The 12,740-nt window shown below is 60.2% G+C and carries 14 protein-coding genes; 11 read left to right on the forward strand and 3 right to left on the reverse strand.

Annotated elements, in window-relative coordinates:
* Positions 1-6: 6 nt before the first annotated feature.
* Genes BM144_RS20565 through fliR form a run of 4 tightly spaced genes read left to right on the forward strand, consistent with a single transcriptional unit; the run spans position 7 to position 2,226 of the window.
* Positions 7-372, forward strand: coding sequence for a FliO/MopB family protein (locus tag BM144_RS20565; protein WP_092957004.1), 366 nt, complete (start codon positions 7-9; stop codon positions 370-372).
* On the forward strand, positions 365-1,174 hold the full coding sequence (fliP, locus tag BM144_RS20570; protein WP_175526095.1) for a flagellar type III secretion system pore protein FliP: 810 nt from the start codon (positions 365-367) through the stop codon (positions 1,172-1,174). Before BM144_RS20565 ends, fliP begins: the two co-directional genes overlap by 8 nt.
* Positions 1,175-1,189: 15 nt before the next feature.
* Positions 1,190-1,459, forward strand: a complete 270-nt coding sequence (gene fliQ / locus BM144_RS20575) for a flagellar biosynthesis protein FliQ (RefSeq protein ID WP_092956957.1) — start codon at positions 1,190-1,192, stop codon at positions 1,457-1,459.
* A complete protein-coding gene (gene fliR, locus BM144_RS20580; protein ID WP_092956960.1) occupies positions 1,456-2,226 on the forward strand; it encodes a flagellar biosynthetic protein FliR in 771 nt (256 codons plus the stop codon). The genes fliQ and fliR overlap by 4 nt, the downstream gene beginning before the upstream one ends.
* 26 nt (positions 2,227-2,252) lie before the next feature.
* Here the strand turns inward: fliR and BM144_RS20585 are convergent, their stop codons facing one another.
* Both BM144_RS20585 and BM144_RS20590 read right to left on the reverse strand, forming a co-directional pair.
* Complete coding sequence (locus tag BM144_RS20585; RefSeq protein WP_092956963.1) at positions 2,253-2,882, reverse strand: response regulator; 630 nt, start codon at positions 2,880-2,882, stop codon at positions 2,253-2,255.
* On the reverse strand, positions 2,879-3,997 hold the full coding sequence (locus BM144_RS20590; RefSeq protein WP_092956966.1) for a hybrid sensor histidine kinase/response regulator: 1,119 nt from the start codon (positions 3,995-3,997) through the stop codon (positions 2,879-2,881). Before BM144_RS20590 ends, BM144_RS20585 begins: the two co-directional genes overlap by 4 nt.
* 183 nt (positions 3,998-4,180) lie before the next feature.
* Here BM144_RS20590 and BM144_RS20595 point away from each other — a divergent pair, with 183 nt between their 5' ends.
* The 7 genes from BM144_RS20595 to BM144_RS20625 all read left to right on the forward strand — a co-directional run bounded on the left by BM144_RS20595 (position 4,181) and on the right by BM144_RS20625 (position 10,686).
* Complete coding sequence (locus BM144_RS20595; protein ID WP_092956969.1) at positions 4,181-4,627, forward strand: hypothetical protein; 447 nt, start codon at positions 4,181-4,183, stop codon at positions 4,625-4,627.
* Between the two features lie 49 nt (positions 4,628-4,676).
* Positions 4,677-5,039 carry a response regulator gene (locus tag BM144_RS20600; protein WP_092956972.1) on the forward strand — a complete coding sequence of 121 codons (363 nt, stop codon included), beginning with the start codon at positions 4,677-4,679 and terminating at the stop codon, positions 5,037-5,039.
* Positions 5,040-5,074: 35 nt separating this feature from the next.
* Complete coding sequence (locus BM144_RS20605; protein ID WP_092956976.1) at positions 5,075-7,228, forward strand: chemotaxis protein CheW; 2,154 nt, start codon at positions 5,075-5,077, stop codon at positions 7,226-7,228.
* Between the two features lie 31 nt (positions 7,229-7,259).
* Positions 7,260-7,760, forward strand: a complete 501-nt coding sequence (locus tag BM144_RS20610; RefSeq protein ID WP_092956979.1) for a chemotaxis protein CheW — start codon at positions 7,260-7,262, stop codon at positions 7,758-7,760.
* 106 nt (positions 7,761-7,866) lie between these two features.
* The gene (locus BM144_RS20615) at positions 7,867-8,757 is read left to right on the forward strand and encodes a CheR family methyltransferase (protein ID WP_092956982.1); all 891 of its coding nucleotides are present in this window, start codon (positions 7,867-7,869) and stop codon (positions 8,755-8,757) included.
* A 26-nt stretch (positions 8,758-8,783) separates the two neighbouring features.
* Entirely contained in the window at positions 8,784-9,551 is a 768-nt protein-coding gene (gene cheD, locus BM144_RS20620; RefSeq protein WP_092956985.1) for a chemoreceptor glutamine deamidase CheD, read from the forward strand.
* Between the two features lie 19 nt (positions 9,552-9,570).
* A complete protein-coding gene (locus BM144_RS20625) occupies positions 9,571-10,686 on the forward strand; it encodes a protein-glutamate methylesterase/protein-glutamine glutaminase (RefSeq protein ID WP_092956988.1) in 1,116 nt (371 codons plus the stop codon).
* 39 nt (positions 10,687-10,725) lie between these two features.
* Here BM144_RS20625 and BM144_RS20630 read toward each other — a convergent pair whose 3' ends face one another.
* Positions 10,726-12,618 carry an ATP-binding cassette domain-containing protein gene (locus tag BM144_RS20630; RefSeq protein WP_092956992.1) on the reverse strand — a complete coding sequence of 631 codons (1,893 nt, stop codon included), beginning with the start codon at positions 12,616-12,618 and terminating at the stop codon, positions 10,726-10,728.
* Positions 12,619-12,740: the final 122 nt, after the last annotated feature.

Genomic DNA, 12,740 nt, shown 5'->3' on the forward strand with positions numbered 1-12,740 from the left:
GCCGGCATGGCGCAGACGCTGGTCATCGTCGTCCTGTTCATCGCTGCCGTGGCCTTGCTGCCGTGGCTCATTCGCCGGCTGCAGCAGCGGCAGGCGGCAGCCCTGGGTTCCAGTGCGGGAGCCGCGGCCAAGGTGCTGTCCGCCGTCGCGGTGGGGCCGCAGCAGCGGGTGGTGACCGTGGAAGTCGGTCCCGACCATCAGCGTGTGTGGCTGGTGTTGGGTGTCACGGCACAGCAGGTGCAGTGCCTGCACGTATTGAATCCTGCTGCTCCTGCGCGGCCGGGTGCGCCCGTGGGACTGCCTCCGGCCTCGTTCGCCGGCGAAATGGCGGCCGCCAACCAGCGCCACGACGGGCCTGCTTCGCATGGTTGAAGTAGCGGCGACCTCCACGGGGCGGGCGTGTCGCGCAGCCACCTTCGGCGCGCGAGTAGGCGCCATTGCGCTGGGAGGCGCTGCGTGGCTGCTGGTGCCTGCTGCGGCGTGGGCGCAGGCGGCAACCAATGCCAATCTTCCGGTGCTCGTGGGTTCTGGCGCAGGCGGCGCGAGCTACTCGGTGCCCATCCAGACCCTGTTGTTCTTCACGGCCCTGTCGTTCCTGCCGGCCGTGCTGCTCATGATGACGGGCTTCACTCGCATCGTCATCGTTCTGTCCCTGCTGCGGCAGGCGATCGGCACGCAGTCGGCGCCACCGAACCAGGTCATCGTCGGCCTGTCTTTGTTCCTGACGTTCTTCGTGATGGGCCCGACGTTCGATCGGGTGTACCAGGACGCCTACGTGCCCTACACCAGCAATGCCATCACCTTCGAGCAGGCGGTGGAGCGCGCGGAAGCTCCGATGCGTTCGTTCATGCTCAAGCAGACGCGCCAGTCGGATTTCGCCCTGTTCGCGCGCCTGGCCCGGCTACCGTCCGGTGCCACGGCGGAAACGGCGCCCCTACGGGTGCTGGTGCCTGCATTCGTCACGAGCGAGCTCAAATCGGCCTTCCAGATCGGGTTCATGATCTTCATCCCGTTCCTGGTGATCGACATGGTGGTGTCGAGCATCCTGATGTCATTGGGCATGATGATGCTGTCGCCGGTACTCGTGGCGTTGCCGTTCAAGCTCATGCTGTTCGTGCTGGCCGATGGCTGGAATTTGCTGATCGGCTCCCTGGCCGCCAGCTTCGTGACCTGAAAAAGGAGTCTGCGCATGACCTCGCAAATGGTCCTGACGATGGGGCGCGACGCGCTGACGCTGCTGCTCATGGTGTCGATGCCCGTGCTCGGCGTCGTCATGGCGGTAGGGCTGATCGTCAGCATCTTCCAGGCGGTGACGCAGATCCATGAAGCCACTCTGGCCTTCGTGCCCAAATTGATCGCTGCCATGGTCGTGTTTGCTGTCGTCGGCCCCTGGATGATCACCTCGCTGGTGGATTACATCCGGCGAACCATCGAGTCCATTCCGTCCGTCGTGACGTGATCACTTTTTCCGAAGCGCAGATCATGGCCTGGCTATCGCCGGTGCTGTGGCCGTTTTTGCGGGTCCTGGCCCTGTTCATGGTAGCCCCGGTTTTTTCGATGCGAAGCATCCCGGTGCGGGTGAAGGTCGGCCTTGCGTTCCTCGTGGCTGTGTGCGCGCAGGCTGCCTTGCCCGACCAGCCTGTCATCAGCGTGAATGGGCGCGATGCATTCGGTGCGGTCGCCCAACAGGTGACCGTGGGGCTGGCCATCGGCTTTGCGGTACGCCTCGTGTTTGCGGCGGTGGAGCTGGCCGGTGAAGTCATCGGCCTGCAGATGGGTCTCAACTTCGCTTCTTTTTTCGATCCTTCCACCAGCGGGCAGGTGAGCGCTGTGGGACGGTTTTTCGGGCACATGGCGCTGCTTCTGTTCGTCGTCATCAATGGCCACCTCATGGTGCTCATGGCGGTGGTCAAAAGCTTCGATGCCTTTCCCGTGGATGGCAATTTCATGCAGGCGCTCGGGCAGATGCGCTTGCACGATCTGGGTGCCTCCTTGTTCTCCAGCGCCCTCTGGATCGCGCTGCCCATGATTGCGCTGCTGCTGTTCGTCAACCTCGCGCTGGGGGTGATCTCGCGCGTGGCGCCTCAGATGAATATCTATGCGGTGGGCTTTCCGGTGACGTTGACGGTCGGGCTGCTGGGCATCGCGGCCACGTTGCCGATGCTGGAGCAGCCGGTGCTCGCCCTCATGCAGCAATCCATCGATCTCTTTGCCTCACAGCGGTAGGGCTACCTCCGGCGCTATATACCACCTCACACCAGCTGGTTGCGGATGGCGTAGACGGTCAATTCTGCGTTGTTGGTGAGCTTGAGTTTTTCCAGCACCCGCGAGCGGTAAACACTCACGGTCTTCGGGCTCAGCATCAGTTCCTCGGCGATGTCGGAGAGACGCCTTCCAGACGCAATCTTTACGAGCGTTTGCAATTCCCGTTCAGACAGCGCCTCATGGGGAAGCTCCGAAGCGGGCTGTGCAAGACTGTCCGCGAGCATCTGGGCCACTTCCGGTGTCAGGTATTTCCGTCCTTTCATGACGGTACGGACGGCCTCGATCAGCTCCACGGGATCCCCGGCTTTGTTGGCATAGCCCTGCGCGCCTGCCCGCAGGCATCTCAAGGCGTACTGGTCTTCCGGATACATCGAAACCACCAGTACTTTGATGGCGGAGTCCGTTTCCCGCAGGCTCGTCAGCACCTCGAGCCCGCTGCGCCCTGGCATGTTCAGGTCGAGAAGCAGGACATCGCACGGCACCGTGCGCAGAGTTTCCCTCAGCTCGGAATAGCCCCCGGCCTCCCCTGTGACCTGGATGTCCGGTGCCTCGGTGAGCGTGTCGCGAATGCCACGGCGCAGAACGGCGTGGTCATCGCAGAGTACGACGTGAATCATTGGACTTCTCCCCGGTCTGCTGTGTGAAGGCCGTCCTGTCCATCCAGCGGAACGGACACGATGACCGAGGTGCCGCGGCCCGGCTGGCTGCTGATGTCGAGCCAGCCTCCCACTGTTCTCGCGCGCTCTTGCAGGCCCTTCAGGCCGAACGATTTGGGCTTGTGCCGCACGGCAGGCTCCATGCCCCGGCCATCATCCGTTACCTCCAGTGTCAAAACCCTCTCGCTGTCCGAAAGATCGATCGTTACCTGCTTTGCCTCAGCGTACTTGGAAATGTTGGTGAGCGCTTCCTGGGCCGTACGGTAGGCCACCAGTTGAATATCACTGGACACTTCCATCGTGTCGCGGTTGGCATGGACCCGGGTGGGAATTCCTGTGCGCCGTTCAAAGCTTTCCGCCAACCATTGCACGGCTGCGACCAAGCCCTGGTCGAGGATGGGCGGGCGCAGATTCATCATGATCCGTTGGCTGGCACCAATGGCGTGCTGCAGCATTTCCGTGGCGCTCTCCGCATGCTGGCGGACAGCGTCTTCGCCGGTGTGCCGCGCGATCCATCCCATGTCGAACCGCACCGCAGTCAGGGCTCCGCCGATGTCATCGTGGATCTCCCGGGCAATCGCCGCCCGTTCCTTCTCGATGGAAGACTGCAGATGCTCGGTCAGTTCCGCCAGGCGCCGTTCGGATGCCGCCAGTTCACGGGTGGCCTGCTCGCGCGCTTTGCGGGCCTCGTGCACTTCGATGGCACGATCGATTACCCGGGGCAGCCGGCCCATGTCGTCCTTCAACAGGTAGTCGGACATGCCCAGCCGTATCGCATCCACCGCTGCGGCCTCGCCGATCGCGCCGGACAGCAAGACGAACGGGGGAGCATCACCACGCCCCTCCACGAACTGCCATGCGTCCAGGGCGGTGAAGCCGGGGAGGCGGTAGTCGGCGAGGATCAGATTGAATCGTTCGGCGCCCAGCCAGGCGATGAATGACTCCATCGTGTCTGCGTGGCGGATTTCATACATCCCGTTGGCGCGGCGCAACGTAATGCAGGCCAAAGCATGGTCTGCAGGGGAATCTTCGAGATGCAGGATACGCAGGGGTTTAACCGTTACTCCTGAAGCCATATGAACGCTATCATAGGATACATATTGGAACAAACGGCTCCGTTTGTCCTGTGCGGAGGTGCTTTGCTGAAAGCCTGAATCAGGCTCGACGTTGCACCGTTTGCCGGTGGTGTCGGCCACCAGCGTGTGTTTGCCGGAATGGATTTAGCGTGCCCTGAGCCCGCCTGCTGCCATGGAGAAACCATGCAATCTACGCTAACAAGCCCCGACGAGCCAGGAGTTCAGCTTCCGGTCATGGTGGCCGCTGAACTTCAGGATTCCCTGCTCGTCGTCATGCACGATCTGCATCGTCTTGAAGGCCTGCTCAGCCACGCCACGGACAATCTGCTCGCCCGCTTTGGGGAGGCCAATCAGGCACTTTCCGATGAGTTCATCAAGGACTCGCCGGAGCTGTTGGCACTGCGCAATGCCTTGAGAAGTGCTGTCACAGAATTGCAGTTCCAAGACATGGCGTCCCAGTTGATCTGGCACACCACGAAGGTGCTGCAGGGATGTGCATTCAGGCTCGCCTCCGAAGCCATGGGTTCGGAAGAGGGAGAAGAGGCGGCACCATTTGCCGAGATGGCGCCCGATCGTCCCAATCCCGTGACCCAAAGCGAAATGGACGCCGGTTCCATTGACCTGTTCTGACCTTTGCCCGTCTGGTTACCTTATATATTCAAGTGAGTTGGAGCCTTAAATGCAATCTATCCTCGCCGTTGATGATTCGCCCTCCATGCGCAAGATGGTGTCCTTCACTTTGACGGGCGCTGGCTACCACGTGGTGGAGGCTGTGGACGGCCAGGATGCGTTGGAAAAGGCGGAGACCCACGATATCCATCTGGTCCTTGCGGACCAGAACATGCCGCGCCTCGATGGGATCGGGCTGACGCGCAAGCTGCGTGAACATCCGCGGTTCAAAACCATTCCCATCCTGATCCTGACGACCGAGTCGAGCGATCAGATGAAGCAGGCGGGCCGCAATGCCGGTGCCACGGGTTGGCTGGTCAAGCCGTTCGACCCCAACCGCTTGATCGAGGTCATTCAGAAGGTCATCCGCTGAACGGCGCCTCATCAACAAGCACACGGGAGCCATGCATGGCCGAAACTTATCAAGAAGGCGCGGGCGCGGACTTCGATCTCAGCCAGTTCTACCAAATCTTCTTTGAAGAGGCGGGTGAAAACCTGGACCAGATGGAGCACATGCTCCTGGATCTGGATCTGAGCGCGGCCAACGATGAAGAGCTGAACGGTATTTTCCGTTGCGCTCACTCCATCAAGGGTGGGGCGGCAACCTTCGGTTTTTCTGATGTAGCCGAGCTGACGCACCAGATGGAGTCGTTGCTCGACCGCTTGCGCAGGCACGAACTCCAACCCATTCCTCAGATGGTGGACGTTCTGCTCGAATCCGCCGATGCCTCCCGCAGCCTGCTTGCGCGGCACCAGGCCGGAGGCCAGGGCGAGGCCGTTTCCACTGGCGACTTGGTGCGGCGCATCAGTGAACTTGCCGCAGGCGTTGTACCTGCCGAAACGGCGCCCGTGGCTCCTCCCGTCCCCGCACCCGCTGTGGCCGCACCGGCACCGGCACCGGTGCAGGCGCCCGTGGCTGCACCCGCTCCTCAGCCGTTCGTTCCGGGAACTTCGCGCTCTTTGGAAATCCGGATCGGTCCCATCGAGCGGATCGAGCAGGCGGATGCCATCAAGGATCTTTTCAGGGACATCGTCGGCCTGGGAACAATTCGCGATCTGCCGTCGGACCAGCAGGGCGTGCGCGTGTTCGGGGTTGAAACCACCTCCACCAACGACGATTTGCTGGACCTGTTCGCCTTCCATGTCTCCAAGGAGCAGGTGCGTATCGACGCCGCAGGCGCGACCGTTCCCGTGGAGGCTGTGGGCGTTGCATCAGCGCCCTCGGCTCCGGGTGGGTCGATGGATGCGCCCTATGGCTTCTTTCCGGGTGCGCCTGGTACGCCGACAGAGCGTGAGGTTGCAACCGTCGCTGTCGGCAGTTCGGATGCCGTGTCTTCCAAGCCTTCTGCGGGTGGAGCACGTACCGCCGAGCCCAAGGCTGTCAGCCAGGCGCAGATGGAGTCCACCACGATCCGCGTTGCGGTGAACAAGGTGGACCAGTTGATCAACTTGGTAGGTGAACTGGTCATCACGCAGGCAATGCTGGCTCAGAACAGCAGGGGCCTCGATGGCGCGGTCTACCAGCAACTGCTGGCAGGTCTGGCAGACCTGGATCGCAATACCCGCGATCTCCAGGAGTCGGTCATGTCCATCCGCATGATTCCGATGTCCATCGTGTTCAGCCGGTTTCCTCGCATGCTGCGTGACTTGGCCAACAAGCTGGGCAAGAAGGTCGATCTCGTCACCTTGGGTGAGGCGACGGAACTCGACAAGAGCCTTGTCGAAAAAATCACCGATCCGTTGACCCACTTGGTACGCAATAGCTGCGATCACGGTATTGAAATGCCGGCGGACCGTTTGGCCGCAGGCAAATCGGAACATGGAACGATCACCCTGTCTGCATCGCACCAGGGCGGCTCCATCGTGATCGAAGTCCGCGACGATGGCCGAGGCCTCTCGCGCGAGAAGATCCTGACCAAGGCACGCGAACGTGGTCTGGATGTCTCTGACCAGATGAGCGATCAGGATGTCTGGGGTCTCATCTTTGCTCCGGGCTTCTCCACTGCCGACGAGGTTACCGATGTGTCGGGCCGCGGCGTGGGCATGGACGTCGTCAAGAAGAATATTGCTGCACTCAACGGCTCTGTTGAAATCGATTCCGCCGAAGGCTACGGCATGCGAGTGTCGGTGCGCCTGCCACTCACGTTGGCCATCATGGATGGCATGTCCGTGGGTGTGGATGAAGAGGTCTACATCCTGCCGCTGTCCTCCGTGGTGGAGTCGTTCCAGGTCAATCCAGACGATGTGAATACCGTGGCCCAGGGCTCGCAGTTGGTGAAGGTCCGTGATGAATACATGCCTGTCATCGCGTTGGAGAAGACCTTCCAGGTGCCTCGGGTCGACCAGAGCAAGTCAAGCACCATCATGGTGGTCGTGGAAGCGGATGGCAGCCGCGTCGCCTTGCTGGTCGACGAGTTGCTCGGCCAGCACCAGGTTGTTGTGAAAAATCTGGAGACCAATTACCGCAAGGTGCCCAACGTGTCGGGTGCCACCATATTGGGCGATGGCACGGTAGCCCTGATTCTCGATACCGGGGCGCTGGTGCGCCGCGTGCGCCATTGATTGGCGCGGTGCAGACTGAAGGAGAGCCACCATGGCCACTGTGATGGAAAGAACGAACGAATCCGCTGGCGCGGCAGTTGCTGGAGCCCGCGAGTACTTGACCTTTCGCCTGGACCAAGAGGAATACGGTATCGACATCCTCAAAGTGCAGGAGATTCGCGGATATGAGCCGCCGACCCGCATCGCCAATGCGCCGGAGTTCATCAAGGGGGTCACGAACCTTCGCGGCACCATCGTGCCAATCGTGGACATGCGGCTCAAGTTCGACTGCTCCAAGGCCGAATACAACAGCTTCACGGTGGTCATCATCCTGAATCTGCGCAATCGCGTCGTCGGCATCGTGGTGGATTCGGTCAGCGATGTCATGGAACTCGCTTCCGACCAGATCCGCCTCGCGCCCGATATCGAAAGCACCATCGACAGCAATTGCATCGTGGGGCTCGGTTCCGTCGGTGAACGGATGCTGATTCTTCTCGATATCGAGAGGCTCATGTCCAACCCGGACATGGGGCTCGTGTCGACGCACGATTGAGTTGGAGGAGGGCTGAGGCAGACCCTCCTTTCGGAATGCAGGACAAAAGTCGGCAGTCCCCGTTGGCATGTGCGCCTACCCCTTGAGATGCGGAATTGAATCGAACATGCGCCAGACCTCTTCCTCTTCTGCCCCTCCGCGTGGTACGCCGGACCCCGGCGTTGCCCAGGCATCTTCGGGACCTTTGGCCCAGGGGCGCGAATTCGTCTGGACCAACGCGGATTTCTCCCGCGTGCAATCCCTGATTTATCAACGGGCAGGCATCAGTCTGCACGATGGCAAACATGCGATGGTCTACAGCCGGTTGTCCCGGCGGTTGCGGGAAACAGGCCATTCCAGTTTTCACGAGTATTTGAGCTGGCTGGAGAACCACGATGGTCCTGAGTGGCAGGAGTTCGTGAATGCCCTCACCACGAATCTGACGGCCTTTTTTCGGGAGCAGCACCACTTCGAGATCCTTTCGACCTTGTTGCGCACCCGGCCGTCGGGGCCATGGAGCGTGTGGTGCAACGCCGCGTCCACGGGGGAAGAGCCTTATTCCATCGTGATGACGGCCATGGAGGCATTGGGAGCTAATGCTTCCTTCAAGCTCACGGCGAGCGACATTGATTCCCGGGTACTGGCAACGGCGTCGGAAGGTGTGTACCGGCTGGACAGTGTGAAAGGACTGAGCCCCGAGCGGCTGCACAAATTTTTCTTGCGCGGAAAGGGAGCGAATGCCGGTCTGGCGCGCGCCAAGCCAGAGCTCCGCCGCGCGATCGAATTCATGAGCGTCAACCTGATCCGCGATGACTGGCCCTTCCGGGAGCCCTTCGATGTGGTCTTCTGCCGCAATGTCATGATCTATTTCGACGCCCCTACGCAGCGCCGCGTCCTGGAAAGGATCCATCGCGTACTCAAGCCGAGTGGGATGTTGTTCGTTGGGCACGCGGAAAACTTCAGTGAGTCCCGTGATCTTTTCAACTTGCGCGGCAAGACCGTCTACGAGCGCCGATAGCGGCCGCATTCCGTAAGAAGCCCCCCATGACCCAAAACCGCCCTGGCCCTTTCCCCGCGTCTGGCTCGCCATCGCCTTCTACGGCATTTGACGGGGCTGAACGTCGCCGGGCTCCGCGCATCGCTCCTTTGAGCGCAGACATCTACTCGGGTGCGCCTGCCGCCAATGCGACGAAACAATCGACGTTGCAGGAACTGAAAGGGCGCACCCGCCGTGCGGGAGAGGCGTCTTTCTTCTTCTTCGATCACCACTTCCAGCACAACGCCGTCAAGGTGCTTCCAGGGGAGTACTTCGTCTCTGATGAGAATCTCGTGATCATGACGGTGCTGGGCTCCTGCATCGCGGCATGTCTCTGGGACAGCCGCAGTCGCATCGGTGGCATGAACCACTTCATGCTGCCTGATGGTGATTCCAACGACGTTTCTGGCCGCTATGGGTCCTACGCGATGGAATTGCTGATCAACGAAATGTTGAAATTGGGAGCGCGCCGGGAAACCATGCAGGCCAAGGTCTTTGGCGGTGGCCAGGTGATGCACAACTTCACCACCATGAACGTAGGCGAGCGCAATACCAACTTTGTGATGAACTACCTTCAGACCGAGCGCATTCCGATTGTTTCTGAAGATGTGCTGGATATCTATCCACGCAAAGTGGTGTTTTTCCCGGTGACGGGCAAGGCGATGGTCAAGAGACTGGCGCATGCCCATCCGGAAGCGCTGGTGGCCCAGGATGTCAAGGGCAATGCGGCGACGGTGGCCAAAGCCACTGCCGGTGGGTCCGTGGATCTTTTTTGATTGAGAAGGACGAGAGGGAATGAGCAGGAAGATCCGCGTGATCGTGGTGGACGACTCCGCATTGGTGCGCAGTCTGCTGTCGGAAATCATCAACCGCCAACGAGATATGGAATGCATTGGCACAGCCAATGATCCCTTGATCGCCAGGGAGATGATCCGCGAGATGAATCCGGACGTCATTACCCTGGACGTGGAAATGCCGCGCATGGACGGCATCGACTTTCTCGGTCGGCTCATGCGCTTGCGCCCTATGCCGGTGGTGATGATCTCCACACTGACCGAGCGCGGAGCAGAGGTCACCATGAAGGCGCTGGAACTGGGCGCCGTGGACTTTGTAGCGAAGCCGCGTGTGGGGCTTTCTAGCGGATTGAATGAACTGGCGGTGCAGATCGTCGACAAGATCCGCGTAGCCGCGGTTGCGCAGGTGCGCAGAGCGCCGGCCCCACGCCCGGCGGGGGCGCCTCTGAGCCCATCGGCTGCAGGCTCGGCTGCGCCTGCGGCTCCGACATCTGCCGCAACGCTGTTGGGGCGGATCTCCACTGAAAAGCTCATTTGCATTGGCGCCTCGACAGGGGGAACCGAAGCCATTCGCGAGGTGCTGGTACAAATGCCAGCCGATTCCCCGGCGATCGTGATCACGCAGCACATGCCGCCGGGGTTCACTACAAGCTTTGCCGCCCGGCTCAACGGTCTGTGCCAGATTACAGTCAAAGAGGCATCGAACGGGGAGCGGATTCTTCCGGGGCATGCATACATCGCTCCGGGCGGTCGGCAATTCCATGTGGCGCGCAGCGGAGCCAACTATGTCGCGGTGGTTGACGATGGTCCTCCGGTCAATCGCCACAAGCCGTCGGTTGAGGTGCTTTTCAAATCCGCTGCCGCGGTGGTGGGGAAAAATGCCTTCGGCATCATGCTGACTGGTATGGGCAATGACGGCGCCGCAGCGATGAGGGAAATGAAGGACGCCGGCAGCTACAACTATGTGCAGGATGAAGCGAGCTGTATCGTGTTCGGAATGCCCAGAGAAGCGATTGCCCATGGGGCTGCTGACGAGGTGCTGCCCCTGACGCAAATTGCTTCCGCCTTGATCACACGCTTGCGAGGTGCCACCGATCGGTTGCACCACCGTATTTGACGCGATGATTTCAGTTGTGAGGGGGCGGTTTCGTGCCCCTCACTCAGACAGTTCTGTCCATCGCTCAAGTGCGGCCATCAACTCGGCTTCGATCTCGCCTTCTCTTGCGTGCAGTGCTGTGGCACGAGAGCTATCCCGGGCGTAGAGGCTACCGTCCGACAGCTCCTCGCGGATCGTCTGTTGCTCGGTTTCCAGCGCTTCAATGCGTTGTGGAAGCTGATCAAGCTCACGTTGCTCTTTATAGCTAAGCTTCTTTTTTGATAGCAAACTCTGCTGATTAGACGGCGGCACCAGGGTGGTTTTGTTCGAAATCTGTACCTTCTCGGAAGTGTGTTGCTGGGCGTTGGCAAGGTCCCGACTTCGCCGGGATTGAGTGAGCCAATCTTGGACACCGCCCTCGTATTCGCGCCATTGAGCGGCGCCTTCGTAGGCGATCGTGCTGGTCACTACATTGTCCAGAAACGTGCGATCGTGGCTGACCAGGAAGACGGTGCCTTCATACGACTGGAGCAATTCCTCGAGTAGGTCCAAGGTGTCGATGTCCAGGTCGTTGGTGGGCTCGTCAAGTACCAGCACATTGGCAGGGCGGGCGAAAAGGCGAGCAAGCAAAAGGCGGTTCCTTTCGCCCCCCGATAGTGACCTGACAGGAGAATGCGCGCGGGCTGGCGAAAAAAGAAAGTCCGTCAGGTAGCTCTTCACATGCTTGCGCTGTTTGCCCATTTCGATCCATTCGCTACCTGGGCTGATGAAGTCCTCCAATGTGGCGTCGAGATCGAGCGCGTGGCGCATCTGGTCAAAGTAAGCGATGTCGAGATGGGCGCCGCGCCGAACGTTCCCGCTGTCGGGGGACAGCTCGCCCAATATCAACTTCAGCAAGGTCGTCTTGCCCGCTCCGTTCGGACCTACCAAGCCAACCTTGTCACCTCGAAGCACAGTTGCCGAGAAATCGCGGACGATTTGTTTGTCGCCAAAAGCTTTTGAGACATGGGTCAATTCAGCAACGATCTTTCCTTGGTAGCCCGACTGCGCTCCAGACGCAATATCCATCCGGACACTTCCCAGAGCCTCGCGACGGGCTGAACGGCTTGCCCGCAGGGACTCCAGGCGGCTGATGCGGCTCTGGCTGCGTGTGCGTCTGGCTTCCACGCCCTTGCGGATCCAGATCTCCTCTTGTGCCAGCAATTTGTCTGCCTTTGCGGCAATCACTGCTTCCTGGGCCAGTTGCTCGGCTTTCTGTTGGACATACTGCGCGAAGTTTCCTGGATAGGACAGAAGGTGGCCTCGGTCCAACTCAACGATGCGCGTGGCAATGCGATCCAGAAATGCCCTGTCGTGGGTAATGGTGACAATGCTGCCTGGAAACGCTATCAAGAGTTCTTCCAGCCATTCGATCGAGTCCAAGTCGAGGTGGTTGGTCGGCTCGTCGAGGAGTAGCACGTCAGGGCGCGCAACAAGTGCCTGGGCCAACGCCACCCGCTTCTTCAGTCCACCGGAGAGATCTCCTATCCGGCTTTGGGGATCGAGGTGCAGGCGCTGCAGCGTTTCGTCGACTCGCCGTTCCCAGTTCCATCCGTCAACGGCTTCAATAGCCGTTTGCAACGCGTCCAGGTCCGAGCCGTCGGATTTCTCATACTGTTCTCGCAGTTCCACGACATTCGCCAACCCGGCTGCCGTAGCTTGAAAAACGCTATCTTGTGAATCGAGGAGCGGTTCCTGGGCAACATAGGTAATTCGCAATCCTTGTTGGACGTGCAGGGCCCCAGCATCCGATTGAGCAACTCCCCCGATGATCTTCAGCAGCGACGATTTGCCCGCACCATTGCGTCCGATGAGCCCCACACGTTCGCCGAGATCCAGCGAGAAGTCCGCATGATCCAACAGAGGTACATGACCAAAAGCCAGTTGGGCTTGGACAAGAGAAATAAGTGCCATGGAAAGAAAACGAGGAGTGAAAGAAGACAGTAGAGGATTTTGCTCGGCAACCACCCAATTCTTGCTATACTAGCGGGCTTCGCTACGAGGAATTGCTGAGAGTGCTGGAGGAGACGAAGGCG

The sequence above is a fragment of the Paracidovorax konjaci genome (assembly GCF_900112675.1).
Classification (GTDB): domain Bacteria; phylum Pseudomonadota; class Gammaproteobacteria; order Burkholderiales; family Burkholderiaceae_C; genus Paracidovorax; species Paracidovorax konjaci.

What these genes read in the sequence shown, in the direction of transcription:
- BM144_RS20565 (WP_092957004.1), top strand. Translation starts at nt 7, where the DNA reads ATGGCGCAGACGCTGGTCATCGTCGTCCTGTTCATCGCTGCCGTGGCC.
- fliP (WP_175526095.1), top strand. Translation starts at nt 365, where the DNA reads ATGGTTGAAGTAGCGGCGACCTCCACGGGGCGGGCGTGTCGCGCAGCC.
- fliQ (WP_092956957.1), top strand. Translation starts at nt 1,190, where the DNA reads ATGACCTCGCAAATGGTCCTGACGATGGGGCGCGACGCGCTGACGCTG.
- BM144_RS20585 (WP_092956963.1), bottom strand. Translation starts at nt 2,882, where the DNA reads ATGATTCACGTCGTACTCTGCGATGACCACGCCGTTCTGCGCCGTGGC.
- BM144_RS20590 (WP_092956966.1), bottom strand. Translation starts at nt 3,997, where the DNA reads ATGGCTTCAGGAGTAACGGTTAAACCCCTGCGTATCCTGCATCTCGAA.
- BM144_RS20595 (WP_092956969.1), top strand. Translation starts at nt 4,181, where the DNA reads ATGCAATCTACGCTAACAAGCCCCGACGAGCCAGGAGTTCAGCTTCCG.
- BM144_RS20600 (WP_092956972.1), top strand. Translation starts at nt 4,677, where the DNA reads ATGCAATCTATCCTCGCCGTTGATGATTCGCCCTCCATGCGCAAGATG.
- BM144_RS20605 (WP_092956976.1), top strand. Translation starts at nt 5,075, where the DNA reads ATGGCCGAAACTTATCAAGAAGGCGCGGGCGCGGACTTCGATCTCAGC.
- BM144_RS20610 (WP_092956979.1), top strand. Translation starts at nt 7,260, where the DNA reads ATGGCCACTGTGATGGAAAGAACGAACGAATCCGCTGGCGCGGCAGTT.
- BM144_RS20615 (WP_092956982.1), top strand. Translation starts at nt 7,867, where the DNA reads ATGCGCCAGACCTCTTCCTCTTCTGCCCCTCCGCGTGGTACGCCGGAC.
- cheD (WP_092956985.1), top strand. Translation starts at nt 8,784, where the DNA reads ATGACCCAAAACCGCCCTGGCCCTTTCCCCGCGTCTGGCTCGCCATCG.
- BM144_RS20625 (WP_092956988.1), top strand. Translation starts at nt 9,571, where the DNA reads ATGAGCAGGAAGATCCGCGTGATCGTGGTGGACGACTCCGCATTGGTG.
- BM144_RS20630 (WP_092956992.1), bottom strand. Translation starts at nt 12,618, where the DNA reads ATGGCACTTATTTCTCTTGTCCAAGCCCAACTGGCTTTTGGTCATGTA.